21 protein-coding genes and 2 pseudogenes are annotated in these 24,525 nt (G+C 46.3%); 15 read left to right on the forward strand and 8 right to left on the reverse strand.

The window, feature by feature from the left end:
• Nucleotides 1–12 precede the first annotated feature (12 nt).
• Both AC3G2T_RS31410 and AC3G2T_RS31415 read right to left on the reverse strand, forming a co-directional pair.
• A complete protein-coding gene (locus AC3G2T_RS31410; protein ID WP_488437969.1) occupies nt 13–555 on the reverse strand; it encodes a hypothetical protein in 543 nt (180 codons plus the stop codon).
• Nucleotides 556–969: 414 nt separating this feature from the next.
• Entirely contained in the window at nt 970–1,098 is a 129-nt protein-coding gene (locus AC3G2T_RS31415; RefSeq protein WP_488437970.1) for a hypothetical protein, read from the reverse strand.
• A gap of 1,466 nt (nt 1,099–2,564) precedes the next feature.
• On the opposite strand from AC3G2T_RS31415, the pseudogene AC3G2T_RS31420 reads away from it, so the two are divergent.
• The 6 genes and pseudogenes from AC3G2T_RS31420 (at nt 2,565) to AC3G2T_RS31445 (ending at nt 7,523) form a co-directional block, all read left to right on the forward strand.
• A pseudogene (locus tag AC3G2T_RS31420) lies at nt 2,565–3,445 on the forward strand (IS1595 family transposase).
• 100 nt (nt 3,446–3,545) lie between these two features.
• On the forward strand, nt 3,546–4,397 hold the full coding sequence (locus AC3G2T_RS31425; RefSeq protein ID WP_488437971.1) for a hypothetical protein: 852 nt from the start codon (nt 3,546–3,548) through the stop codon (nt 4,395–4,397).
• A 546-nt stretch (nt 4,398–4,943) separates the two neighbouring features.
• Nucleotides 4,944–5,357: pseudogene (locus AC3G2T_RS31430) on the forward strand (DODA-type extradiol aromatic ring-opening family dioxygenase); the annotation flags it as partial.
• Nucleotides 5,358–5,431: 74 nt separating this feature from the next.
• The gene (locus AC3G2T_RS31435; protein ID WP_488437972.1) at nt 5,432–5,728 is read left to right on the forward strand and encodes a hypothetical protein; all 297 of its coding nucleotides are present in this window, start codon (nt 5,432–5,434) and stop codon (nt 5,726–5,728) included.
• Entirely contained in the window at nt 5,725–6,693 is a 969-nt protein-coding gene (locus AC3G2T_RS31440; RefSeq protein ID WP_488437973.1) for a helix-turn-helix transcriptional regulator, read from the forward strand. Before AC3G2T_RS31435 ends, AC3G2T_RS31440 begins: the two co-directional genes overlap by 4 nt.
• 293 nt (nt 6,694–6,986) lie before the next feature.
• The gene (locus tag AC3G2T_RS31445) at nt 6,987–7,523 is read left to right on the forward strand and encodes a DinB family protein (RefSeq protein ID WP_488437974.1); all 537 of its coding nucleotides are present in this window, start codon (nt 6,987–6,989) and stop codon (nt 7,521–7,523) included.
• Between the two features lie 216 nt (nt 7,524–7,739).
• Here AC3G2T_RS31445 and AC3G2T_RS31450 read toward each other — a convergent pair whose 3' ends face one another.
• Nucleotides 7,740–8,162, reverse strand: a complete 423-nt coding sequence (locus AC3G2T_RS31450; RefSeq protein ID WP_488437975.1) for a thiol-disulfide oxidoreductase DCC family protein — start codon at nt 8,160–8,162, stop codon at nt 7,740–7,742.
• A 336-nt stretch (nt 8,163–8,498) separates the two neighbouring features.
• On the opposite strand from AC3G2T_RS31450, the gene AC3G2T_RS31455 reads away from it, so the two are divergent.
• Nucleotides 8,499–9,569, forward strand: coding sequence for a DUF3048 domain-containing protein (locus tag AC3G2T_RS31455; protein ID WP_488437976.1), 1,071 nt, complete (start codon nt 8,499–8,501; stop codon nt 9,567–9,569).
• Between the two features lie 82 nt (nt 9,570–9,651).
• On the opposite strand, the gene AC3G2T_RS31460 is transcribed toward AC3G2T_RS31455, so the two are convergent.
• Nucleotides 9,652–10,203: an aminotransferase gene (locus tag AC3G2T_RS31460; RefSeq protein WP_488437977.1), complete on the reverse strand. Its 552-nt coding sequence runs from the start codon at nt 10,201–10,203 to the stop codon at nt 9,652–9,654.
• Nucleotides 10,204–10,439: 236 nt separating this feature from the next.
• Here AC3G2T_RS31460 and AC3G2T_RS31465 point away from each other — a divergent pair, with 236 nt between their 5' ends.
• From AC3G2T_RS31465 to rlmD, 4 genes are all read left to right on the forward strand, one after another.
• On the forward strand, nt 10,440–10,730 hold the full coding sequence (locus tag AC3G2T_RS31465; RefSeq protein ID WP_474684595.1) for a YerC/YecD family TrpR-related protein: 291 nt from the start codon (nt 10,440–10,442) through the stop codon (nt 10,728–10,730).
• A gap of 233 nt (nt 10,731–10,963) precedes the next feature.
• Nucleotides 10,964–11,737, forward strand: a complete 774-nt coding sequence (locus tag AC3G2T_RS31470) for a sirohydrochlorin chelatase (protein ID WP_488437978.1) — start codon at nt 10,964–10,966, stop codon at nt 11,735–11,737.
• Nucleotides 11,738–11,747: 10 nt separating this feature from the next.
• Nucleotides 11,748–12,746: a diacylglycerol kinase gene (locus AC3G2T_RS31475; protein ID WP_488437979.1), complete on the forward strand. Its 999-nt coding sequence runs from the start codon at nt 11,748–11,750 to the stop codon at nt 12,744–12,746.
• A gap of 215 nt (nt 12,747–12,961) precedes the next feature.
• Entirely contained in the window at nt 12,962–14,608 is a 1,647-nt protein-coding gene (gene rlmD, locus AC3G2T_RS31480) for a 23S rRNA (uracil(1939)-C(5))-methyltransferase RlmD (RefSeq protein WP_488437980.1), read from the forward strand.
• Between the two features lie 180 nt (nt 14,609–14,788).
• Here rlmD and AC3G2T_RS31485 read toward each other — a convergent pair whose 3' ends face one another.
• Together AC3G2T_RS31485 and AC3G2T_RS31490 are read right to left on the reverse strand one after the other, a co-directional pair.
• Nucleotides 14,789–15,511 (reverse strand): hypothetical protein, encoded by a 723-nt coding sequence (locus AC3G2T_RS31485; RefSeq protein WP_488437981.1) that lies wholly within the window; start codon nt 15,509–15,511, stop codon nt 14,789–14,791.
• A gap of 68 nt (nt 15,512–15,579) precedes the next feature.
• Nucleotides 15,580–16,407 carry a M23 family metallopeptidase gene (locus AC3G2T_RS31490; protein WP_488437982.1) on the reverse strand — a complete coding sequence of 276 codons (828 nt, stop codon included), beginning with the start codon at nt 16,405–16,407 and terminating at the stop codon, nt 15,580–15,582.
• Between the two features lie 490 nt (nt 16,408–16,897).
• On the opposite strand from AC3G2T_RS31490, the gene AC3G2T_RS31495 reads away from it, so the two are divergent.
• Nucleotides 16,898–17,125, forward strand: coding sequence for a hypothetical protein (locus AC3G2T_RS31495; protein ID WP_488437983.1), 228 nt, complete (start codon nt 16,898–16,900; stop codon nt 17,123–17,125).
• A 292-nt stretch (nt 17,126–17,417) separates the two neighbouring features.
• On the opposite strand, the gene AC3G2T_RS31500 is transcribed toward AC3G2T_RS31495, so the two are convergent.
• Together AC3G2T_RS31500 and AC3G2T_RS31505 are read right to left on the reverse strand one after the other, a co-directional pair.
• Entirely contained in the window at nt 17,418–19,385 is a 1,968-nt protein-coding gene (locus tag AC3G2T_RS31500; protein ID WP_488437984.1) for an AAA domain-containing protein, read from the reverse strand.
• Between the two features lie 95 nt (nt 19,386–19,480).
• Nucleotides 19,481–20,602, reverse strand: a complete 1,122-nt coding sequence (locus tag AC3G2T_RS31505) for a toll/interleukin-1 receptor domain-containing protein (RefSeq protein ID WP_488437985.1) — start codon at nt 20,600–20,602, stop codon at nt 19,481–19,483.
• A gap of 797 nt (nt 20,603–21,399) precedes the next feature.
• Between AC3G2T_RS31505 and AC3G2T_RS31510 the strand changes: the two genes are divergently transcribed.
• The 3 genes from AC3G2T_RS31510 (at nt 21,400) to AC3G2T_RS31520 (ending at nt 24,524) form a co-directional block, all read left to right on the forward strand.
• Nucleotides 21,400–22,230 (forward strand): toll/interleukin-1 receptor domain-containing protein, encoded by an 831-nt coding sequence (locus AC3G2T_RS31510; protein ID WP_488437986.1) that lies wholly within the window; start codon nt 21,400–21,402, stop codon nt 22,228–22,230.
• A gap of 100 nt (nt 22,231–22,330) precedes the next feature.
• Entirely contained in the window at nt 22,331–23,092 is a 762-nt protein-coding gene (locus AC3G2T_RS31515) for a toll/interleukin-1 receptor domain-containing protein (RefSeq protein WP_488437987.1), read from the forward strand.
• Nucleotides 23,093–23,105: 13 nt separating this feature from the next.
• Complete coding sequence (locus AC3G2T_RS31520) at nt 23,106–24,524, forward strand: tetratricopeptide repeat-containing protein (RefSeq protein WP_488437988.1); 1,419 nt, start codon at nt 23,106–23,108, stop codon at nt 24,522–24,524.
• Nucleotide 24,525 lies beyond the last annotated feature (1 nt).

The following is a 24,525-nucleotide window of genomic DNA, read 5'->3' on the forward strand; positions in this document are numbered from 1 at the left end:
TCAAATTCCTACCTAATTGAAAATTAGCAAAAAAGAAGCCGATTTTGAAGGCACCGCTTCGAAGGGGCTTGGCGGTCCCGGCAGCTGGCGGACTGGCAGTTTGGCAGCTTGGCAACTGGTTGCCTGGCAGCACACAACCATGCAAAATTCTCTCGCACCGCGCGCAGCTCCCAGCGCGCGGTGTTGCGCTGCATGACGGCGGTCGGTCGACCACATGCAGGTTGTTGGCCGGTTTGCCAGCATAGCCTGCAAAAAAGCAGGAATTTCGCTTATGACGGGACGAAGCCCCGAGCTTAAGCGGTCAAACCTGCTGCCTAAAACCCCCCACGACAGGGCGGTCGCACAAACTGCCTGGTCGCGCACGAAAAAAACTGCAAAAGTACATCTTTTGCTCGACGGATACGCTGTCCACGACAAATTCCTGCAATAGTGCAGGCTTTTCGCCGTGAACATGGGCTCAGATTCATTTTTACCGAAAATTCCTGCACAATCGCAGGCTTTTCGCGAAAATGAACCATCTTTACGGAAAAAACCTGCACTTTTGCAGGTTTTCACCTTGCCAAACCGCCTTACTCCCACCACTTCAGCTTCGTAACCTATGCAGTAGAGGGATCGATTGGGGAAGAGCGGCTGTGCCTCCGTTGGTTCCTCTAACCCATCACTTGAGCAACAATCTGATGTTTACAGAAAAGTTACAATCACCACTCCGGCTGTCGCCTACGTTACACTTGGCAGGTTTTCTACGTCTTATAGCGAAGCGCCCCTCAACAATGTACGTTTTCTCAACAGCCTGACATCTGCGGGTATTTTTCTTGCCAGGCGCTCATCCGGGTTTAAAAAGATGTACATGTGCAGGTTTTCTGTGTGCGATGTGGTTGACCACCGTCGCGTGACGCTGCACCGTACGTCAGGAGATGCGCGCGGTTGCCAGTGATGCTTTAGCGGACAAGTTTTGCGGCAGCACGAAGTTCATTTGTCACTGCTGCCGGTCAGCAGTTTGTCTTTGTTTTTATACACGAAATATATCGCCAAGCACACCCCTGCGATCAAGGCAATCGATATCCAGTGACGTGCGATCCAGCTCCAAAATGTATCCATCCGCTGCCTCCCCGAAACCTAATCCAAATCCAAACCCGAACCTGAATCTATATCCGAACCCGAATCCCGACCTGAGCCCAAATCCATATCCGAAACGAACCCAAATCCTGACCAAGGCCTGAATCCATATACGAACACCAGTCAGAATTAACCTATGCATAGTGTGAGCAGAACGAAGCGTTTTCATGCAGATGGGTATGGATAATTTCGGCCATTCAAGGGTATCGCCAGCAGAATGACGGAAAACCCACGCTGAGACATTATCTGGAATTTTGTATTGCCCCTAGTTAACGTTATCTAAAATTGTGTTTAGAAACCCCTTGATCATCAAGGGATTGTACAGCGAAGACATGTAAACAACGTATTCGCCTTGACAATGAGCCTCGCTGCATCGGATTCTAAACACGTGTGCCGATGCAACAGTAAAGATAATTAGCGAAAATATAAGCTAAGCTCTTATTTTCGCGTCCTTGTATTTGATTACCGGAGAGGGGTGGTTATAACTTATCTTGCTTGATAGTTATTTTTGGGTTCCGTTTGATTGAAATATTTAATGGTCCCATACAGGAGATAGGTGTGCCATTTTGATCGATGAGACCTTGCTTGGTATTGTTTAACGGTACGGGTGGAGTGGCCGCGGAGCTCTTCACTAACAAAAATAATAAAGGCGCTTCAGAAGGTAGACCCCTCTGTGAGCGCCGCGGAATTCTGGTGAGTATTTGTCGTACTATTGTATGACGGACTGGCCATTTTTTGCTATTTGAGCCTAGCTGGGGTTGTGCCAACATTTTGACCGTTTTATACGCTGGGCATTAGCGGACATTCGGCTTAGAGTAGGAAAAGTCCGCTGTTCGTGAGTCTAAACGTCCCTTAGCGAATATTTTGGTTAAAATGTTGGCGGTCGCCCTAGCTGCTTCGTCGCTTCAGCTGAAGCTAATCTAGCGACGAATAGCGTATGTGGGACAAACGAATTATGCCTATCTACTCCCCAGAAGCCAAAAAAATAACTAGCGTGGGCCAAGATGTATTGTACGGGCGGGATGGCTTTTGTTTTTTTATCCCGGTGCTGGCGGAACGCTTATCGAGCCGTCTGAGTGCCGAATAACATTTTCGGTGCAGTATGTGGTTCCGTTAGTCGGAGAATCTGGAATAGCATCCTTAATGCACACAGGTTTTTGGTTTGAAATAGCAACGACGCCTGATTTAATGTGCTCCCCATCATCTGAAGAGGCTACGGTTGTAATGCAATTGAATAGAACAGTACCAATTATCAGCATCATACTTGATAAAAAAACCAGTCTCGTTGTACTCAGCATGAACTCTCCCTCCTCTCTTGAAAGTGACGCTTCTCTTAATTAACGATAACCTAAATGTTTCTATATTTCAAATTCTACCCATACAATCCCATAAATATTTATATTTGTATTTGTATTAGATTACACCAATAATTACATTAATATTTTTTAATTATCCAGTTAGCTCAGTTAGATCAGGAGGAAGCTTGCCATCAGCATTTGTTCAAGATGAAATGGCCTGACGGATATCGCTGCCCGAAATGCCAGCACCGGAAGGTTTACGAAATTAAGACTCGTAATTTACCTCTTTACGAGTGTACGGGTTGCCAACACCAAACAACCGTGATCGCCGGAACGATTTTCGAAAAGACAAGAATGGATTTGGTCAAATGGTTTTGGGCCGTATACTTGATCGCCCAAGACAAACGTGGCGTCTCGGCTACTTACTTATCCGACGAACTCGGCATTGTCTATCAGACTGCCTGGACGATTCAGCTCAAAGTTCGTAAGGCGATGGGACGTGATGCTGCCTATACTCTTGCTGGCATCATAGAACTCGACGAAGCTTTTTTCGGAGCGCCCACGGAAGGCGGTAAACGCGGGCGCGGCACCGAACAAACTACCGTGCTTGTAGCTTTATCCTAGACAAGAAGGGCTGCCCCAAATACCTAAAGATGCAGGTCATTCCTGACATCAAAGGAACGACGCTCACTGACTTTGCAACTACGTACATTGAAGCCGGATCAACAATTCCCAGCGATAGATATCGTTCTTACCAAGCTTTGGCCAAAAATGGCTTCCACCATGAAGCCAGAAAGTACGACCTGAAAGAAAATCCAGATCATCTAAAGTGGCTCCACACGATCATCTCAAATACGAAAGCTTTTATTGGTGGTACCTACCACGGCTTAGATCCTAAGCACCTTCAAGCGTATCTGGATGAGTTTTGTTATCGATTCAACCGTCGCGAGGTCAAGAGCGAGTTATTTAACAGGCTAGTTCATTGTTGCCTTTCGTCTACGACGATTACCTATCCTGAGCTAGTTGGATAATCAAAATATTTTTTTATCCAAAAAAAGGATTTTAATTGCCTGGTGTAGAATGAAATATATGTAAAAAATACAAGTAATTGAAAAGAAGAGAATCGAAGGTATGAAAAAAATGTTCGCTATGGTTTCGGCAATCGCTCTGGCTTCTACTGTTTTTGCTGGAGTATCAAGTGCTGCTGAAATTAACAATGACTCTGCAACCGAAAAGGCAATTACGATTTCAGCGGTAGAAAAATCGGAAAAAGCAGCTTTAAAGGCTGCGAATGATTATTTCCAAAATATCGTAAATCAAAGCGTTGCAGGTACTGCAGACGGCATCCCTCTGAAAAGCTTTAAGATTGTATCGAAGGACGCTTCGGATGTAGACAATGTCAAGTTATCGGTTGAATTGACATATGAGGAGTTCGGTACACTTCCTGTTACACCGTACAGCGTGATTAATAATAACGGAACTTATAAAGTAAAAGAAGAATCCATTACCTATAATTTGGTTCCGGGTTCCGATCAATACGGGACTGTAGAGGTAGGTAAAGCTCAGGTTGACAAGACTGCTGGTAGTAGCGCGAATAAACAAGCTTCTACGGTATTTTCAAGTTCTATTCCCGGCTCATACTATCTCAATGATGCACCTGGATACGGTCTGATTACGTACTTTTCTGGGCAGTCTTTTGCAACTACTCAAAGTAATGTTTCCATTATGGGATGGCAAGTAATTTCGCCATCTTCCCCAAGCAAAACTAACTTGAAGGTGAAGTATGGCATTGCTGCTAAATTATCTGGTCAAACTTCCTTTGTACAATTGGGTATTAGTGAAAGTTTTGATGGAGAGTATCCTAGCAGTGGCACTTGGCTAACAGCAAAACTCTCTAACATTCCTTGGGGTATTAATCGTTGCATATTTGTACAAACTGGTGGATCGGCCACCGCGTATCTTTCGGGAAATGCATATGAGTAAGAAATAAAAGTAAGTAAGGGATCGCCTCTTCTTCACTCCTCAATTTTGAGGATTCAAGAAAGGAGTGATCCTTTTTTATTTGTTGTTCGTTTGCCATTTGCAATGTTAGAAACCTTATCAGAACGGAAACAGCGAATACATCCAAGTGTATGTTGAAATTGGTAGCAAGGACAACAATCCTTAGATTATAAAAAAACGCCAAGCCTGGCGTATCCGAAGGCTTAGCGTATATTTTTTAGCGTTAAAATGTTGGCGGGGAGACCCCTATTAAGTAATTGTCAAGAAAAATGCCGAAGTTCCTTAGCGTAAGGGATTCGGCATTTTTTATGGTAAATAATATCTTAGCGTAGGTTTTACGTCATTCTGCTGGCGGGACCCCATTCAGGGAACGAAAGGTTTAGATCGCCCCGATTCGCTATAATTCAAGCAGCTTGCGGGTCAGGCCCTTTGCCGTTTTCGTCCGCTGCCTCATCGGCCTAATGAAATCGCGAATAAAGTAAGTTATGATAGAGGAAAATCAGGATTGAGGCATAAGGGGGTTGGGCGATGCTGCCTTCTTTTTTTATAGCGCACGGGGAGCCGGGCTTGGCTAACGAGCAAAACGCGTATACCGATTTTTTGCAAAAGCTGGCTGCAAGCCTGCCGCGGCCCGAGGCAATTGTCGTGTTCAGCGCCCATTGGGAAAGCGGCGTGCAGCGGGTCGGTGCGGCGGCCCGGCCGGAGACGATGCATGATTTTACCGGATTTCCGCAGGAGCTATATCAAATTCGCTATCTCGCCGCGGGGAGTCTACCGCTCAGCTTGGAAATACAGAGCCTGTTCGAGAACGAAGGCATCGCTTGCGGGCTGGACGACCGGAGGGGTCTGGATCACGGGGTCTGGTCGCCGCTCCGCATCATGTACCCGGATGCGTCGATTCCGGTCGTGGCGCTGTCGGTGAACCCGAATCTCGCGCCGGAGGAGCATTACCGGATCGGACGGGCCATATCGGGGCTCAGGGAGCGGCAGGTGCTGATCCTGAAAGCGGTGGCACGGTGCACAATTTGCGCAGGCTGGATCGAAAAAACAATTCCCCGCAGCGATGGGCGCTGGAGTTCGACGAATGGCTGGCTGAACAGTTGGAGACGTGGAATCTGGAAGCGCTGTTCGACTATGTGCAGCGAGCTCCTTGGGCCCGCGAGGCGGTGCCGGCGGAGGGGCATCTGGCGCCTTTGCTGCTGGCGTTAGGCGCGGCGGAACCTGCGCGCAGGGCGAAGCTGCTGCACCAAAGCTTGCAGATGGGCACGCTGAGCCTGAGCTGCTGGATGTTCGGGGCGGAGGAACGTCGATGAACCGGACCGATCGGATGCTGGCCATCGTCCTTGAGCTGCAGAGGCGCGGAACAGTGCGCGCCGAAGATTTGGCGGAGCTATTTGAAACGAGCGTAAGAACGATTTATCGCGATATGCAGGCTCTCAGCGAAGCCGGGGTGCCTGTCGTCGGGGCGACCGGACAAGGCTATTCGCTGATGGAGGGCTATTTTCTGCCTCCGCTTACTTTCAGCAGCGATGAAGCGGCGGTTATGCTGCTGGGCAGCGATTTGGTGATGAACCATCTGGACATGCAGTACCGCCGGCACGCCGAGTCGTCGAAGGCCAAGATGGAGGAGGTGCTGCCTGCCCGCGTCCGCGAAGAAGTGGAGCTGCTGCGCTCCCGGATGCGCTTCCTCCCGATAAGGCCGCTGCACAAAGATGCGGCCCTAAGCGAAATCATGCATGGGCTGCGGCAAGCGATTGCCGGCTGCCGCCGCGTCAGCTTCCGCTATTACAAAAAAGCGCCCGGAGCCGCGGAACGGGTCGGAAGCGACCGCGAGGCCGATCCGTACGGGCTCGTCTTCAATGCGACCGCATGGGTGCTTGTCGCTTACTGTCATCTCCGGCAGGAGATACGCCATTTTAGGCTCGACCGGATGCGGGACTTGAAAGTTTTGGACGAGGCGTTTGCGCTGCCGGCCGATTTCAATCTGCGGGAATATACGATGGCGGATGACCGCAGTCTGAGTGTGAAGGTGCTGTTCCCGTCAACGCTGTTCGAAAGGCTGAAAGAGAGCCGCTGCTTCTACTCCGAGCATATGGAACAGACGGCGGAGGGGATTTTGGTTACGCTGCGGGCCAGACAGGAGGAGGACGTGCTGGAGTGGATTCTTGGCTGGGGCCACCTCGCCCGGGTGCTGGAGCCGGCGTCTTTGGCGTACCGGATACGGGATGAGGCTCTCAAAATGGTTGCGGTCTATGAGGAAGCGGCGGAAGGGCCATAGCGGGAAGCCGCGTAAGTCCTGGATGCCCGCGTCTGCGAGGCTCTCAGGCGGGAATGTGCCCTGTGAGTCTGGCGGGCGGTGTTACTTTTGTGCATACCGGGTGACTAATGACTGCATATATTGCCGCTTCCGCTATATATACCTTCACGTGGTTCATCGGACAGATTCCAATGTGGTTGACCTCCGTCATGCGACGCCGCACTGCGTGCCGGGCCTTTTTCGTTACTGACATAACGGTGTCAGTAACGATCTGCTATATTAGAAGAAACTTGATTCTAAAGGAGCAGATACTTATGATGAACACTCAACAAATTGTGGCAAGCTTGGAGCAAACGATCGGCGATTACATCCGGGATCTGGACGGGTACCGCGAGGAGGATTTTTTGGCTAACCCCAGTGAAACGAACTGGTCGCTCGGTCAAATGTATGTGCATCTGCTGGGGGCCGCCTTTTACATGCAGCTAAGAAATGTCGAGCTTTGCAAAAGCGAGGACGCGCAAACCTCCGAGGGGAAAACCGATGTCGGCCAAATGATATTCGAGCAGGGAAGCATGCCGAACGTCGATATCAAGGTGCCGCCGTCAGCGCAATATACGCCCGCCAATCCGCAAAGCAAGGCGGAAGTCCGCGAGCAACTGCTGCGGCTGGCCGATGAGCTGAAGCGGGTTGAATCGACGCTGCAAGCCGTTCCGCAGGACCGCAAAGTACCGCATCCGCGCTTCGGGTATTTGAACGCTGCGGAATGGTTCGCGCTGATCGAAATGCATTTCCGCCATCATTTGCGGCAAAAAGCCAAAATTGAAAAAAACCTGGGACTGCAAGCCTCCTAGGAGGCGCTCGCATCTGTCCGACAGAGCTGCACCCAGTCGATCCGAACCGGAGCGGCCACCCGAATGATAAGGGTGCCGCTTCCGGTTTTTTTACCACATAAAAATGTTTAAGTTCTTTACAGCGGTAAAGCGTGAAGAACAGCATTCTTATTGGCGAATAAACCTACCTCTAAACGCGGCCCTCACATCTTCGAAAGACCTCGATAGGGGTTTATCTCATTCCAAAAAGCGGTGCTTGTATTCCGGCTTGGGCAGCATGCACTGCTCGCTTTGGCCGAACCAGCGGTACCGGTTGCGCGCAATCCAGGAGTAGACGGCGTTCCGCACCGCCGGAGGCACGGCAATCGCCGCATAGGCAAGCGGCCACGCTCCGCGGAGCCCGCGGGCGATGCGCAGCGCGGCTGCAGATTGCGTGTAGGCGCGGTCTTTTTCAATCAGCACGATCGAGCTGATCCGATCCGTCGGCAGCCCATGCTCCTGCAAAAGCCGCTGACCGGCGGGAGACTGCAGGGACGCAAAACGAAACTTGCCCCTCGGATCGTTGCGCAGGATGAATTGTACGGCTCCGCTGCACAGGTTGCATACCCCGTCAAACAAAATAACGGACGCCGGGCCGGTATCGCCTGTTCGGGTAACCATGATGGAAGCCTCCTTGAATGCAAATGGTAAATAAGCTGTAACAAAAACTATAGCACATCCGGCTTTTGCGCGGAACGAAAAGCTTGGCGGGAACGCCGTGCAGACGGGCATTGTCCCCTCTGAATCTCCAATCGCGAAAAAGGGTTCTTCCACACGCGCCGCGAACTAGTAATTCATGTAAAAAATAGGTTGAAAGTCTTCTAAATGTCCTCTTGCCAGAATAAGAATAGCTAAGAGTCTGTTCGATGAACCCGGTAGAAGGCAAACGTATGCAAAATGCGCAAAGTACCTCCGTCGGACAAACTTCCGAAGAACGAGTAGGAGAGGTGCAGCCCTATGAAACTATTAAAATTACGCCCAGCCCGCATTCGCGTCTGGCTGATCCTCGGATGTGCGGCTATCGCCTTATCCGGCTGCGGCGGCGCGTCGTCCGGTTCCCCGGCGACCGGCGTCAAGCCTGCGGAAACAACCGCGGTCTCCGCATCGTCCGAGCCTGCTTCCGCAGCCGTAGAATCGTCGCCGGCCCCGTTCAGGTTTCCGCTGACCGGCTTGCCGAGCGAAGCTGAAGTGAAGAGCAGACCCTTCATGGTCATGGTCGAAAATTCGCCGCAAGCGAGGCCGCAGACCGGGCTGGATCAGGCGGATATCGTGTATGAAATATTGGCGGAAGGCGAGATCACGAGATTCGTCTCGGTTTTCCAGAGCCACGAAGCGAAAACGATCGGCCCTGTGCGCAGCATCCGCCCTTATTTTGTGGAAATCGGAGATATGCTTGACGCCGTTATCGTTCATGCAGGCTGGAGCCAGGACGCGATGAACATACTCGCGGGGCGCAAGCTGGCACATCTCGACGAGGTTTACGGTGACGGGGCCTTTTATTGGCGCGATTCCGAGCGCAAAGCTCCGCACAATTTGTATACCTCCACGGATAAAATGAAGGAAGGCTCCGAGGCGCGCAGCTTCCGCCAGGAGTGGAACGGCCCGCTGCTCGCTTTTGCCAAGGACGGTCAAAGCAGGCTTACGGGTCCGGCTGTCTCGCGCATTCGGATTCCCTATATTTCGGGATACGTCGTTTCTTACGAATACAGCGCCTCTGAGGGCGTATACAAGCGAAGCATGGACGGCAAGCCGCATCTGGATAAAGAAACCGGCAAGCAACTGCAGACGACGAACCTGCTCGTGCTGGAAAGCAAGCACCGCATTGTGGATAAAGAGGGGCGGCGCGAAGTCGATGTGTTCGGTCCCGGCAAAGGCGTCATTCTCCAGCAGGGCAAATCCCAGGAGATCGTTTGGGAACGCAAAAACGGCATGATCCGCGCATTTGCGGACGGGAAGGAAGTGCCGCTGCTGCCGGGCAACACATGGATTCAATTCGTGCCCGAAGGCTCGGCGCTCCAAACGGAGTAGGCGCTGCAAAGGCGAAAGCCGCCCTGCCGGCAGCATGCATGCCAAGCGAGGCGGCTTATCGTATTGGCCGAAGAGGGCCGTTTTATCTGCGGGTGCGTCCGGAACCGCCGGATTTTCTGCGGCTGGAGCCGGATTTCTTGCGGCGCTTGCGCTTGCGTGACCGGCCAGAATCGGAATCGGTAGATTTGGCAGCCTTGCCGATCGAATTAAAAAGCACTTTTAACATCGGCGCCATTTGTTGAAAGCTGTTTACGAATTTTTGGACTTTGCCCATCGTGCCGATGATGCCTTCAATTCCGCCCATGCGTTCTACGAAGCCTTGGATTTGCTTGAAATTAATGCCGCTGAGCGGATTGGCGGAACCTCCGCCTCCGCCGAACAAGCCTCCGCCTCCGCCCCCGCCGCCAAACAAACCTCCGCCGCCTCCGCCTCCGCCTCCGCCAAATAACCCCCCGCCCCCGCCTCCGCCTTGAAACGGGCCTGGAAGATTGCCGCTAGGTGGGAAACCGCCAAACGGAGCGCCTCCGCCAGGGCCGGGATAAGGTCCCCCGAAGCCATCGCCGATTTGGGGTGGGGCAAAGCTTCTGGTATACGCCTCGGGGCCATTTCCATTCATTGGTCTTTGTGTGTTCACAGTGGATTCACGATCCTTTTTATCAAGTTTTTCTAATACAGGATATGTCACTTGCCTACCGTTGGTATGGACGGATGTCACGGGTATTGTGATTTGTAACAATTTAGCCCATTAACGCATAGAAATTTTAACGTTTTGCAAACCTAAAGGAAGGAATTATGGGAGGAGTGTCGAAACATACAACAGAGCTTGCTAAACTCATAAGCTACGACGACGTTCTTCCGGGAGTTGATAACATGCAGTTGAAAAAACTAAATGATAAGGCGATCGACCAGCTTTTTGAAGCGATTCTTACGCTCAAAGATATAGAGGAGTGCTACGTTTTTTTTGATGATTTGTGTACCGTGAACGAAATTCAATCGCTGTCCCAGCGCCTTGAAGTGGCACGCATGCTGCGCAAAGGCTGTACGTATAACCAGATCGAAGCGGAGACAGGTGCGAGCACGGCGACCATATCCCGTGTAAAACGCTGTCTGAACTACGGGAATGACGGCTACGTAATGACGCTGGACCGGCTGGACCGTTAAAAGCTAACCGCTAACAGGCGGCGTCCGTCCCGGGCCCGAATGAACAAATAACAAACCGTCCTGCTTTGCCTAGCGCCGAGCAGGGCTTTTTCACAGATAGGTCGCCTAATAATTGGAAATAACCGAAAGGTCCCATTTTTGATGTGGGACTATTTTCATGCTCAATTGACATGGGAGGACCATTTCGATAGCATAAGAATAATGGTAGTGTCCGGAACGGTGGGAAGAGTGCGATGAACAAATACGGTGTGCTTGTAATCAGCCATGGTTCCCGGGACGAGGATTGGGTCAGACTTGTAGATGATGCGGTGTCGGGGGTCTCGCTGCCCGGCGGTATTCCGGTCTATGCCTCGTATTTGGAACTGGTCGAAGGGCGTCTGATCCAGGACGGTATTTACAGCCTGGAAGCCGCAGGCGTCACGGATATTATAGTCGTTCCCTTGTTCGTGTCCTCCGGGAGCACACATATTGATGAGATCAGCTATGCGCTGGGCGTCATTCCGGAGCCGATCCTTGCGACCGATATGGAGCTTTTCGATATAAAAGCCAGAATCCGTCTCGCATCGCCGATCGACGATGATCCGGTGATTGCCGATATTGTTTACGACAAAATCGCCGGGCTCAGCGTCAATCCCGAACAGGAAATCGTGCTGCTGGTAGGCCACGGCAGTGTGGAAAAAAATTTTCATCTCAAATGGCGCCAAGGGCTGGAAAAGCTGGCCGGGCGGCTGAAGACGATCGGCGGCTTCGATGAAGCGGATGTGGCGATGCTTCTGCCCGATCAGGTGAAGCGCAAAATGACGCGGTGGGCCCAAAGGAAGCCCGGCCATACGGTCATCGTGGCCCCGCTGTTTTTGAGCGAAGGCTATTTTACACGGAATGTGATTCCTTCCCGAATGGAAGGGTTCGAATACAGATACAATGGACGGGCGCTCCTGCCCAGTCCGCTTATTTCCAGATGGATTGAGAAGCAAGCCGCTTCTCAAATAACAATTGCGAACGGGTGATGAGTGCGTAATGGTTAAAAGGGCAAGACTGATCTATAATCCGACTTCCGGACGCGAGGAAATGCGAAAACGGCTGCCGGAAATCCTTCAGCGGTTGGAGCGCGGAGGGCTTGAAACCTCGACGCACGCGACGATCGGCGAAGGCGATGCGACACTGGCGGCCGCCGAGGCGGTAGCCCGCGGCTTCGACGTCATCATCGCGGCGGGCGGGGACGGCACGCTGTGCGAGGTCGTAAGCGGAATGGCCGAGAAAAACCATCGGCCCGCCCTCGGCATTTTGCCGCTCGGGACGACAAACGATTTTGCCAGAGCGCTGAATATCCCCAAAAACTGGGAACAAGCGTGCGACCTGATCGTCAGGCAGTACACGCGGGACATTGACGTAGGCAAGATCAACAACCGCTATTTTATCAACATCGCAGGGGGAGGCTCCCTGACGGAACTGACTTACGAAGTGCCCAGCAAGCTGAAAACGATGATCGGCCAGCTCGCTTATTATATGAAAGGACTCGAAAAGCTGCCCAGACTGCGGCCTATCGAGCTGTTTGTCAAAACAGGCGAAACCGAGCTGCACGAGGAAGCAATGATGTTCCTTGTCGCTAACAGCAACTCTGTCGGCGGCTTTGAAAAGCTGTCGCCCGACGCCAGCCTGAACGACGGCCTGTTCGATGTCATCATTTTGCGCAAATGCAATCTCGCCGAATTCATCCGCGTCGTGACGCTGGCGCTGCGGGGCGAACATTTGAGCGATCCGAACGTGATCTATTTTCAGACGAGCCATATCGAAATCAATTCGCCGGACTACGTCCAGCTTAACCTGGACGGGGAGTTCGGCGGCACGCTGCCGTGCGTCATGACCAATCTGAAAAGCCACCTGCAAATCATCGTCGATGAATCCGGCCAGTCGATCTACAAAAAGACGCTGCTCAACACGCTGACCGCGCCGTTTCAATTGAAAGGAATCGGTCAAACCGACGAGGACGTCGAGCATGGCGATGTGAGAGAGTAGGGGAGGCCCGCCGTGCAGCGCTGCAACGTGCGCGTGGAGAGGTGCGTGCTTGCCTGGCGGCATTTAAGTACCGTGTGCCGACGATGTACGCGGCGTTCCGCCGGATTCCTGGTACAGGGTAAAATTCATAGACACCGCAATCCGCCACATTTCGCCCATGTTGAGCATGGCGCAGGTCTGGAGCGGGCGGTGACGGGTATAAAAGCGAGGGTATTATGACTGTTAAAAAAAATACCGGTAAACATAAAAATCGCGGCGGGACGGCTGCTGCAGGCCGCGGGCCGGGCGCAGGCAAACGCGCCGCGGCGACGGATCTGCCCGTGCAAAAAGGGCAGCAATATGAGGCTGAGATCATCGGGATCAGCCATGACGGGGAAGGGGTAGGCCGTGTGAACGGCTTTACCCTTTTTGTCGGCGGCGCCCTCCCGGGTGAGCGCGCGCTGGTGCGAGTCGAGCACCTGAAGAAGCAGTACGGCTACGCCTCGCTGCTGCAGGTGCTGGAGGAAAGTCCGGATCGGGTGCGGCCGGACTGCGGCATTTACGACCAGTGCGGCGGCTGCCAACTGCAGCACTTGAGCTACGAGGCGCAGCTGCGCGTCAAGCGCCGGCAGGTTGTGGACAACCTGCAGCGCATCGGCAAGCTGCAGGTGTTGGGCGAGCCGCCGATCGGCGAAGCCGCGGGTTCGGAGCGGGCGGACGAGGCCGCCGGTCTGGAGCGGGCGACCGGCAAAGCTCCGGTACCGGAGCGGGAAGGCAAGGCCGCCGATTCCGGTGCGGACGCGGGCTCGAACGAGGGCGTTTCCGCGGCGAGCCGGCGTGCGGAGCAGGGCGTTATCGTCCATCCGACGATCGGCATGAAAAACCCGTGGCGCTACCGGAACAAAGCACAGGTTCCTTTCGGCGAAGAGCAGGGCGGCTTGGTCGGCGGGTTTTACGCGCAGGGCAGCCATCGCATTATCGATATGGATACATGCCTGATCCAGCATGAGGCTAACGACGAAGTCGTTGCCCGCGTGAAAGAAATCGGGACGCGGCTTGGAATTAGCGCCTATCGGGAAGAACTGCACGCCGGACTACTTCGCCACGTCGTCGTGAAAGTCGGCTACCGCACGGGCGAGATCATGGTCGTTTTGGTGACCAATGGTTTTGAAATTCCTCGCGCGGACGAATGGGTGGCCGGCATCCGGGCGGCCGTGCCCGGCGTTGCAAGCATTTGTCATAACGTCAATACGAAGCGGACGAACGTTATTTTTGGGGATGAAACCCGCGTCCTGTGGGGCAGCGAGGTCATCTACGACTACATCGGCGACGTGAAATTTGCCATTTCCGCACGATCGTTCTTTCAAGTCAACCCCGTACAAACGGAAGTGCTGTACGGGAAAGCTTTGGAATACGCCGCATTGACCGGCGGCGAGACAGTCGTCGATGCCTATTGCGGCATCGGCACGATCTCCCTGTTCCTGGCGCAGCGCGCGGGACAGGTGTACGGCGTCGAGATCGTCGAAGAGGCGATCTCCGATGCACGTAAGAATGCCGAGCTCAACGGCATGTCGAACGTGCACTTCCAGGCAGGACCGGCCGAAGTCGTCCTGCCCGAATGGACACGTCAGGGTGTCCGCCCTGACGTGATCGTCGTTGACCCGCCGCGCAAAGGCTGCGACCCCGCGCTGCTCGCAACGATCCTCGAGCTGCGGCCGCGGCGCGTCGTCTACGTGTCGTGCAGTGCATCGACACTAGCCCGCGACCTGCGCGTGCTCGAGGACGGCGGCTACACCGTCGCGGAGGTCCAGCCGGTGGATATGTTCCCGCATACCGTTCACGTGGAAAGTGTTTGTCAGTTGATTTATAAGGGTGTCGAGTGAGAGGCCTGTAGTGTTGGGGACGTGAGTTATTACGTCCCCAGTTGTTATTGTTGATACTTGAACTCATCATCGTTATTTTATTAGCTCCCTAAAGGTGAAAAATCGTGAGTATTGTAAGCACCCACGATTTCAACTTTAATAATGCAAAATTTAATTATCAAACCATTCCGTTTGCGAGAGCTATTCCAATAAAATTTTATTTTCTTCCACTGTGAGCGTCCTAGCTCTTGTGCCAATTAATAAGTTCATAAATTCTCTTCGCGCTTTACTCAACTCATCGGAAGGTACTCCGTAATCATGTGGTTCCTTCTCATCACCAGATGCGAACAAACTGCTGAAAAATTCATCGTTTTCTGGTATTGTTAGTTCCACTGGAAATTTTATTGTCTGATCTTTCTTATATAATTCATAAACAGTGTGTACCTTATAAGCCCCCTCTCCCCCTTTCTTTCCTTTTTGGTAACTTATATTCATTTCGGTTATCCTACATGTCGGATAAGGGTCGTCAGATTGTAATGGAAGCATCTTGTCTTCATACATTTTTTTTATTTTTAAATAGTCCACATGTTTATCTATATTTTTCTTTAGGTTTTCTTTGCTTTTATCTGTGGTATGCCATGTCATACGCGCGTAATATTCCCATAATGATTCCGCATCTTTCTGTTTAAAAAGCATCGGGTAATATTCGGTTAGTATTTGAGTTACTGTTGACAAGGATACTATAGGCTCAGAAGGAACCATTTTTTTTGCTACTTCTAACTGATTCTTTGCGTTTTGTAATTGTTTTTCATAATTTTGGTCAGTGACAGACTTGCTTTCCACGGATACACTTCTTTGCTCACAACCGACTAGCAATGTGAAACTTAACATCATTACAGGGATTGTTCTTCTTAAAATCATCATAAAACCACACCTTTCGTTATAAACAGAGATACACCAGTAAACAGAGGTGTTTACTGGTGCTGTTGAAACTATTGTAATTTATAATATGCTTCCTTTAGTTCCTTTTCTTTTTTATCACTGATTTTAAAATGTTTTTTGAAAGCACTTACCGTAGCATCCTTTTCAGAAGTAGATTTTTTCCATTGATCAAATGCGTTTCTTCCAACAAAATCTATTAGAGCGTTATCAAAGAAGTATTCTGGATTGTCATATTCAATAGATTCCCCGGATATTGAATCTGTATTGGACAGAAGGGAATTAACATAAGTAAATTTTATACGAGGAGATGGATAGAAAATTTTCGGGTCAATCATATCACTTTGCGTCAATCCAGAATACTTTCCTGCATTATTGACATCAAAGTGTAGGTGAGCTGCTACTCCCCCTGAGTTACCTGACACGCCAATGTTTTGATCCTTGGTAACTCGACCTTTAGTTACATCTTGCTTACTCAGATGTAGATATCTGACTATAAGCTTCTTCCCCGTGTCAGGGTCTGCATCGTCAGATTCTAGTGCAATATATTTACCGCCATTTCCATTGCCCCAATCACCCGAGGACAGAATAGTCCCATTTTGTACGGCGTATATTTTGATGAAATTCGCTCTAAGATCAATGCCTTTATGAAATTCGCCGGGTCGCAAACCGAAATCAGATGTAATCGTTTGTTCGCTTCCAGTGAGAGGAAAACCCCACCAAAAGTCTGCATAAGGATTGACAGGAGCAAGGCGTGGAATTGCTTCTTGGTTGTTCACTTTAGAAGAACTTTCAGTTGCATTTGCTGTCAATTGCAAAGGTGCGGTTAATAATAATGTTGCTGATAAAGCAGTCAATGTAATGATTTTTAACTTTCTCACCTGTATTTTCCTCCTTGGATTAACACGTTAACTATCGGTAATAAGCAATAGAAATCGAGTGAAGAATATTACGAAATTTTTAAGAAGATAACAAAGGAGTGAAAATAGGTAAGTGGGGTCTCAGAGTTACTTCTCCATTATGTTAAATAGGTAAACTTAAACAAAGAGTAATTAATTCGAGGCATTTGGAGAAGTGACGCGCCAACTTCTTATAATTTAGTATGACACATGCAACAAGGAATTTCACTAGGGAAAAGGTACTTAATTGATTAAGTACAAAAATGGGTATAATTTACCAATTTCATACAAATCCTTTCGGAAAAAGCGCAATCATTTTACATAAATTAACCAATGGATAATTATTGTTAACTGTCGTAAAATTATATAGTAAATTCCTACTATGTCAAAGTTTTAATGGGGATTTTTAGCGATTGTATGCTAAGGAGAGAGCTATGCTGGAGGGTGTAAAAAAGGAGAACTTGATTCTTTCTTGGATGACTCTGAAACTCCATCTTTCTTATTTGATCTAGGCGAAATGTTATTTAAACAAGGTAGAAGTAAGGAGTCTATTCGTTATTACAAATATTTTTGCGATCGGGAGCAGATAAGTTTGTCAGAAAAAGTGAGCATCGCTCAATATCAAATTTTTCTTGCTTCTTTGGAATATGGGTCGGAATATCCGCTCATACCGAAAAAACTACGAGCAAAGAAAATTTAAAAAATCTCCAACATACTTTCCTCTTATTCATTTTTAAACGCTCAGCAACTTTTTAGCTACTTCAATCGCTTTTTTGTGTCACATACCGTTTCTACTTCTTCTCTTGCACCTACTAGCATGGAAGCTTCATCGTGCAGGAATTTTTTCATATAAGCGCCCGGCTTCTGGTATCTTGGCTCCAAGCTTCAATCGGAAACGAAGCTCATTGGGAGAGGTCTCCCCTAAAGGGGCATAGCCATTGGGGAGACCAATAAACTAGCTTATCGTTTATGCTAACTCTATAAAAGTATGCTTAACCAGAAAAGCTTGGCTCTCCAACTTCCCGAAAGCTCTTATTCAACAAAGGCTCCAAGTATTGCTTCTGAACATACTCTATGGACTCCTGTTTCATTAACAGACAGCTGATTTCATCCCGGTTTTGCCTGCCTTTATTGGATAACCAATTATGCGATCCGATAAAAAGAAACTGGTTATCGACGAGCAGGATTTTGCTGTGGATGGGCGGAACATAAGCTAATCGATCTTGCAGCATTCTGAACAGCTCTTCGATGGCTTCACGGGTTTTCTCTAATTCGCCTCCGAAGTTGTCCAACTGCACGATTTTATCAATATCCGCCAAAGTAAATTTAGATGGCTTGTAACCAAAACCAATTCGGATGTCCACTCCGCGGTCAATAGATTGTTGAAGAGAATGACGGAACGGCTCATCTACCACAGTGTGCAGCATCCATGGAGAGAGAATCCGAATACTCTTTGATGCCAGTTGTATAGCTCGAAGCAACAGCGTATGATGTTGGGCGGGCTTAAGAATAATTCCGGTTGGAAAATGTTCTTTCAAATAGTTTTGAAATGGACTCGATGACGGACCTCCTTTGACAGGATCCGCGTACAATCGGTAAACCTCTGCATCGTAACTTTCCTTAAAATGACTTCTAATATTATCGCTGTCGTATGGACTAAAGCATGCTCCTACTTCTAACGTAATTTTGAAGAGCTTATGCAGGAAGTTGTCTTGCTTTAAATTGCGCATGACATCCAGGTTGCCAATCCAAACAAATTGTTCTTTCGCTCTGGAAAATGCTACTTTGAGCATATTGCTCTTACCGCCGATGAATGAACCCAGACCGGATTGTTTCCCGAGATATGAATCAATAACGGATGTAAACAAAATGATTTTTCGTTCTTGGCCTTGAAAAGAATGAACAGTCCCGGATTTAACTTCTGGAATCGCCCGGGTTAGTTCTTCCACCTGCCTATAGAACGGTGCAATAATCGCGATCTCTGCCACGATATCGGAACCGTATACTTCCTTGTATTTGTCAACTAGTCGACGGCAGAATTGAATCTCCGTCTCATTTGCATTCCCTTTATTTGCTCCTCGCACATCAAACGCCAGCATGTTGCGCCCGAACAGTTTGTCGTGATTGTCCTGGTTCGTGATGATAAGCTTATTGTCATAAACGTAATAGTTCGAGAAGCGCATGATAGCAGCTTCGCAACGTCTATGCTCAGTTAAAAACAGTCCAACCCGTTGACCCTTGAAGATTTCAAACCAATCGGCATGACGGTCTACATAATGTTGAACGCTGTTGCTCTCCACGCAAACCGACGAGTGCAGGGCTTCCGAAATATTTGTATAGCTATTAATTAGATCCAGCCTCACGGTACGGACAGGCTCCAATTGTTCAACATCGCCTACGACAATGGCTCTTCGAGCGCGATAGAGCGGAGCGCAAAGGTAGTGAGGAAGAATTTGCCCGGCTTCATCAACAAACAGTGTATCCAAAAAGGCGGGGAGAAGCTGGAACGTGTCTTCCCGGAAAGAATGCAACGTTGTCGTGACCACCGGGAAGCAGATAAAAAAGGTCTCCCACAATGCCAAAAGTCCTTCCTTATACTGAACGTCCCGTTGATGATCGGCGCTATAAAAGGGCTGGAACCATCTCCCGTTGGGGATCTTTTCCATATTGGCGCATATAGGTTGACGATGCTTGATAATATATTTCTCGATGACCTTCAGGGAATCGAGGAAAAGCTGATGCCTTAGTTTCAATATTACATTTGTATTAGTCAATTGGTAGAGGGAGGCCGACCAGACATCGTTGATGAAGGACATGCTTGTTTGTGCATGGCGCTTTCGAATACGGTTAAGCTTGTACCTGCGCTTGCCTTCTCCGAATTTACTTTTAATTGCATTAGATTCACTGGCATCCAGTTTCATAGCTATGTACATCGGGCGGGTTGTTTTCTTCGAGCGCATGCAATTCACTGCTGGAGAGGCTCAACTTGGTCGTATGCACCCGGGGAAGGGACAGTCCCCGATGTCACGAAATGAACCGGACAACCCCGATTGAACTATACTTTGGAGATAACTTCTTTATCTACTAGAGAGCAGATAAAATCCTGAATATCCTGATAGGTAATACTTTGTGGAATAAATGATAGATTAAGGACATAGTGTTCAGTTTTTTGTGATGTCCACCTGTTTTGATTATATATAGAGAACTTAATATCTTTTTCTCCATAAGAAAAACGTCCAATACTATTTTCAGAAAAACCAAATTTATCTGGATACATAGACATAACGGATGCTAGGTGTTCTTGTCGTGTTATATAGATATATCCACTTTTTAAACTGAATCTGAGATGAAACCACTCTTTTTCATCAATTAATCGAGCTAGTTGAGCAAATAAGTTAAATGATTTTTCAAAATTATAAGGTGAAATTATAAAGGTGATTTTATCCAAATCGCTTTGCGAGACAGAACCCTTCTCATCCTGTTTCTTTCCAATTTTATAGAGTATTTTTATCCCATAAACTAAAATAACTTTTTGGCTTTGAGAAAATTGATAAGAATATTTTATACTGTGCTTAGCAAGGTAGTTCATTGTATTCTCAAAAAATTTTTCTATGTTATATGTGATTTTACCGTCTTTTCCATCCCCATACTCTGCAAGTAGCTCATAATCTATAGAATCAAAAATATGCCCTAAATCAAGATTCTTCAAAGAATCATTTTGATGAGTGATAATACTCGCATAATCATTATTTGAAAATTTCTCCTCGAAGTGAAAGTCAAATTTTTTGTTTATCACAGTAATGAAATTATTCAGTCCATCATCCGAATTTATGTTAAAACCTTGAAGCAAATTTAACGGCGCTTTTAATAAAGCTATGTCAATCCCAATACCTACTGGAATAACTTCTATACTTTTCGAATATGCAAATCCTGCTTCGAAATAGATCCAATTTGAAGCAATTGAATTTGGTGTTACAAAAACAAACATTATAGAGGACCGTTTAAGGCCATCCTCTATTTTGTGAACCCAATTACTTCCGAACGGAATGCTTTGACCGTCGCTTGACAGAAAAATATCCAGTACACCGCCAGTAAAAGAATCTAATTTATTTTTAACCGATAGCATCAAATCTTTGTCCTTGCTAGAATGACTAAAAAAAATTGTTGGTTTGTTCATATCTTCAGTTTCCTCTCGAATAGAACTTTGTAGAATATGTTTTTCTAACCATAAATAACACTTCTTTGCTATAACATTAGATTGATTCAGTTTAATTATAATTTTATTTATTATACAAAGTGGTGTCAAAATGGAGTTACCTCAAAACTGCGCAACGGGATTGCCACTCGAAGACGAACCATGTGGTGGCAGTCATTTTAATGGTTCGAAATGAGATTTGGCTGGTTCGCTAAAAGCGGTTGGATTGATGTACTGGGTAATGTAGAATGATGAGTATGCTTGCGAAGAAGTAATTAGTACTACAGTATCTATAAACAATATTTTGAACCTAATCGAACAATGTTTGGGGATTTTATTTTTAAGGTTCTGTTAGGATCGATTATTGCCGAAAGATGTAAGTTTAGGGTCGTAAAAATCGACAGTTATATCTGCGTATTTCCAAAATTTGTGGTATGATAGATGGGAACATAATAGATTATGAGTAACCTTTATGGAACAAATAGGATTGTAATTTCCTATGAAGAAAGACAGACCAGTACAATAGAAATTTCACTTCCAATATTTGTTCATGACACATTTATCCTGAAGCCTTCATTAAAGAAGTAAACGAAGACCTTTATAAATTTCAAATATCTCAATGGATAGGTTTTGATATCGGTGTTAAATTGGTTCAGTGTTCTGGAGTGGTTTGGACCAATCACGAAGAAGGTGAGAGTCTTCCTAGTGCTTTAATTAATACACACGGTTACTTTACTTTACTTTACTTAATTAAATAGAGATAGTTTGGAGGAAAACACTTGGAAGAATACAAGAAGGAGAAGCATAAATCCTATTTATTTACGCTTGATTACGGCAGAAGAATGACTGAAAAAAAGTTTATATTTGATGTTTTAAATAGATATGAACCTAGTAAACTTGTTGGAACAGGGTTATGGGTAAACAATAATCCTTATCATTTTGAGTTTTATTTTTATTTGAATTTTTACGGTGATACACAAGAGTTCGAGGAATGGTTGAACACTAATTATAAAGAAAAGGAAAGAAAATTCAATTTTTTTCTGGGGGATATACTAAATTCAATGGGAAGTAGATCTTATACGGGGATGAGTGGAATGGAAGAAGGTTTTCTTTTAGATCTTTTCTTTATTGAAGGTGGTAATTTCCTATTTCCAGAAGAAAGCAAGTATAATCAAATAATGAAGGGGGGGTTATCGGATAAGCCGACAGTATTCTTGAGCCACTCTAGCAGAGATAAAAAAATAGTAGATAGTATTTATAGTCGAATTACTAATCTGGGCTTGAATGTTTGGTACGATAAATTTGAGATTAATGGAAATGATGATTTCGTGCAAAAAATTAATGAGGGACTTGATAAATCACATTTAGGTATACTGTTTATTTCGAATAATTTTCTTAACTCTACCTCTGGATGGACACACGCGGAAATGAATTATTTTATTCAAAAGAGAGTGAGTTCTGGAATCTCAAATTTAATATGTGTAAATATTGACGTAACACGTAGTAAATTACCATCTTTGCTCCAGGAATACCGATTTATTGAGTATACAGAGAAGGGAATGCAGGAATTATTATCGATATTAAGAAAGGCAACTATAAATTATGTATAGAACTCTTGTACAATTAGTCAAAAAATTCAATTTTATTAAAAAGAACGGATTACAAAAGTCTTATCTGTTTCAATTAAGCTATGGTAATAGAATGTCGGAAGTGAAGTTTATAAATGACTTCTTAAAAGAATTTGATACTAGAGTCTCTAGAATTATAATAATTATAAACAATAATCCATATAATTTAGAATTGTTTTTATACATAGATTGTATGTTAACTATAGATGATATTGAAGTTTGGATACAAAATAATTACTCCCAAGACAGAAGGAGATTAAAGGAGTATTTTGGAGATGTTGTTTTCGACATAGAAGAGAAAGGATACCTAGGGTTAGAAATAACTGACGCGGCAATTTTGGAACAAATTATTGTGCCGGAAAAAAGTGATATCTTTGATTTTCCTGATAAAGCTACAATGGAAGTGATCTGGCCACTTGGAGCAGTCTCAACAAAGTATACAGTGTTTCTATGTTATTCTGGAAAGGATAGACTCATAGTCAATGAAATCTTTGAGGATTTTCAGAAAATTGAGATACCATGTTTCTATGCTGAGTATGAGATTCAAGCTGGAGATAGTATTGTAAAAAAAATTGATGAAGGGCTTAAAAAGTCAAATTTGTGCATTGTTTTTTTATCCAATAATTTCATTAACCCTGAAACGGGTTGGCCAGAGTCTGAATTAAATTATTTTGTAAATGCCAAAAGAACAAACGGTGTAAAAGATATTGTATACGTCAACATAGGCTTGGATACGTTTTACAATTCGAATATATTCGATGGGATAACAAAGCTATACGACTACTATAATGAAAAAAATGAGCTCTTATCTCTAATTGCACAAAAATGCAATGCTTTATCATAAGGAGGAGTATTTCGTGAATGGTTATATCATATTTTCAGACTTGAAAGGCTTTTCCAAATTATCCCCCCCTGAAATTAGGCTTTTTTATAAAGATGTATTACCAAGACTTTTTGAAAAGATACATACTTATAGAGATAAATCTAAGATTTGGAATACCTGGGGTGATGCTATTGTTGCAATTTTTGAGGATGGAAAAGATGCAGTTGATATGATGCTGGATTACAGGGATTTTTTCCTTGATGCAAGTAATAATACTTTTCAACCCAAAAGTGTTTTGCCAAGAATTGCAGGACATTTTGGAGAGTTCGATACATTTGAAGACCCTATATTGGGTGGGGTAAACATGCTTGGTTCAAATATAAATGCTACTGCAAGGATTGAGCCGATCACTAGAGCTGGGGAAGTATTCGTCACTAAACAATTTAAAGATGCGATTGAAGCATTACCAGAAGCTCTAAACCATGTTAAGTTTGATGAATTAGGAATAATACCGCTGGCTAAAAATTTTGGAGAGCGTGAGCTCTATCGTTTATATAGAAATACTGAAAAGCCTAGAATAATCGATAAAATATTAAAGCAAGATTTATCGTTGGCGTTACCAGATGCACCTGCAATGTTAAAAGAAGAAAAGGATACCATTGAATTTTTCATCAAGGCTCCTAACGCTAAAGTGTTTAAGGGGCTCTTGGAAAATGAAACAGTTGAAGGGAAATCGGGTGAGTTCATTTTTCAGTTGGCACAACTATGTAAGAAGTTTGGCTTATATAGCGAGGCATTAGGATACATTGAGGCTGCAGAAGGTTGTTATATGGAAGTTGACAGCATTAGAGTATATCCTTATAAATACAAGCAAAGTTTAATTAAGTTAAAGGCAAATTGTTTAACGAGAAATGGCGATTTTGAAAGTGCCGCAGATCTGGTATACGGGTTATGGCAGTCTGGTTTACAGGATTCTGACACCTTGTCAATGCTTGCTGCACAATATAAACGAAGGGCTACTTTTAAAAATGGAGAACTCCTTAGAAAGAATCAAATTAATCTAGAGTTGTTAATTCGTGCAAAGAGTATTTATATTGAAGCATTTAGATTGAACATCGAAGATTATTATCCTGCTATCAATACAGCATATCTTTACAAGATTATTGGTGGACAAGACATGGGTAAAGGGAACAAATTGGCAAGATATATATGTGATTCATGGGGCAATACAGCTGGAGGGAATTGGTGGCTAGACTGTACACTTGCAGAATGTGAGTTATTGGAGGATGATTTTGAAGAAGCACATATTAAGATGAAAGAAGCTGTTGAAAGACATAAACCTGATTATTTCGAGAGAAAAGCGACCTATGAGCAAGTAATGCTTTATTCTGTGTTGCAAGGGCTTAACAATGAATGCAATGAAATATTAAAACTATTATATGTGGAGGAATGAG

Source organism: Paenibacillus sp. sgz302191, assembly GCF_057749925.1.

Bases quoted from the DNA above. Each gene is read 5' to 3' on its own strand.
- AC3G2T_RS31415 (WP_488437970.1), bottom strand. From the start codon at position 1,098: ATGGATACATTTTGGAGCTGGATCGCACGTCACTGGATATCGATTGCC.
- AC3G2T_RS31425 (WP_488437971.1), top strand. From the start codon at position 3,546: ATGAAAAAAATGTTCGCTATGGTTTCGGCAATCGCTCTGGCTTCTACT.
- AC3G2T_RS31465 (WP_474684595.1), top strand. From the start codon at position 10,440: ATGCAGTTGAAAAAACTAAATGATAAGGCGATCGACCAGCTTTTTGAA.
- AC3G2T_RS31470 (WP_488437978.1), top strand. From the start codon at position 10,964: ATGAACAAATACGGTGTGCTTGTAATCAGCCATGGTTCCCGGGACGAG.
- rlmD (WP_488437980.1), top strand. From the start codon at position 12,962: ATGACTGTTAAAAAAAATACCGGTAAACATAAAAATCGCGGCGGGACG.
- AC3G2T_RS31475 (WP_488437979.1), top strand. From the start codon at position 11,748: ATGGTTAAAAGGGCAAGACTGATCTATAATCCGACTTCCGGACGCGAG.
- AC3G2T_RS31455 (WP_488437976.1), top strand. From the start codon at position 8,499: ATGAAACTATTAAAATTACGCCCAGCCCGCATTCGCGTCTGGCTGATC.
- AC3G2T_RS31445 (WP_488437974.1), top strand. From the start codon at position 6,987: ATGATGAACACTCAACAAATTGTGGCAAGCTTGGAGCAAACGATCGGC.
- AC3G2T_RS31505 (WP_488437985.1), bottom strand. From the start codon at position 20,602: ATGAACAAACCAACAATTTTTTTTAGTCATTCTAGCAAGGACAAAGAT.
- AC3G2T_RS31500 (WP_488437984.1), bottom strand. From the start codon at position 19,385: ATGCGCTCGAAGAAAACAACCCGCCCGATGTACATAGCTATGAAACTG.
- AC3G2T_RS31440 (WP_488437973.1), top strand. From the start codon at position 5,725: ATGAACCGGACCGATCGGATGCTGGCCATCGTCCTTGAGCTGCAGAGG.
- AC3G2T_RS31450 (WP_488437975.1), bottom strand. From the start codon at position 8,162: ATGGTTACCCGAACAGGCGATACCGGCCCGGCGTCCGTTATTTTGTTT.
- AC3G2T_RS31485 (WP_488437981.1), bottom strand. From the start codon at position 15,511: ATGATGATTTTAAGAAGAACAATCCCTGTAATGATGTTAAGTTTCACA.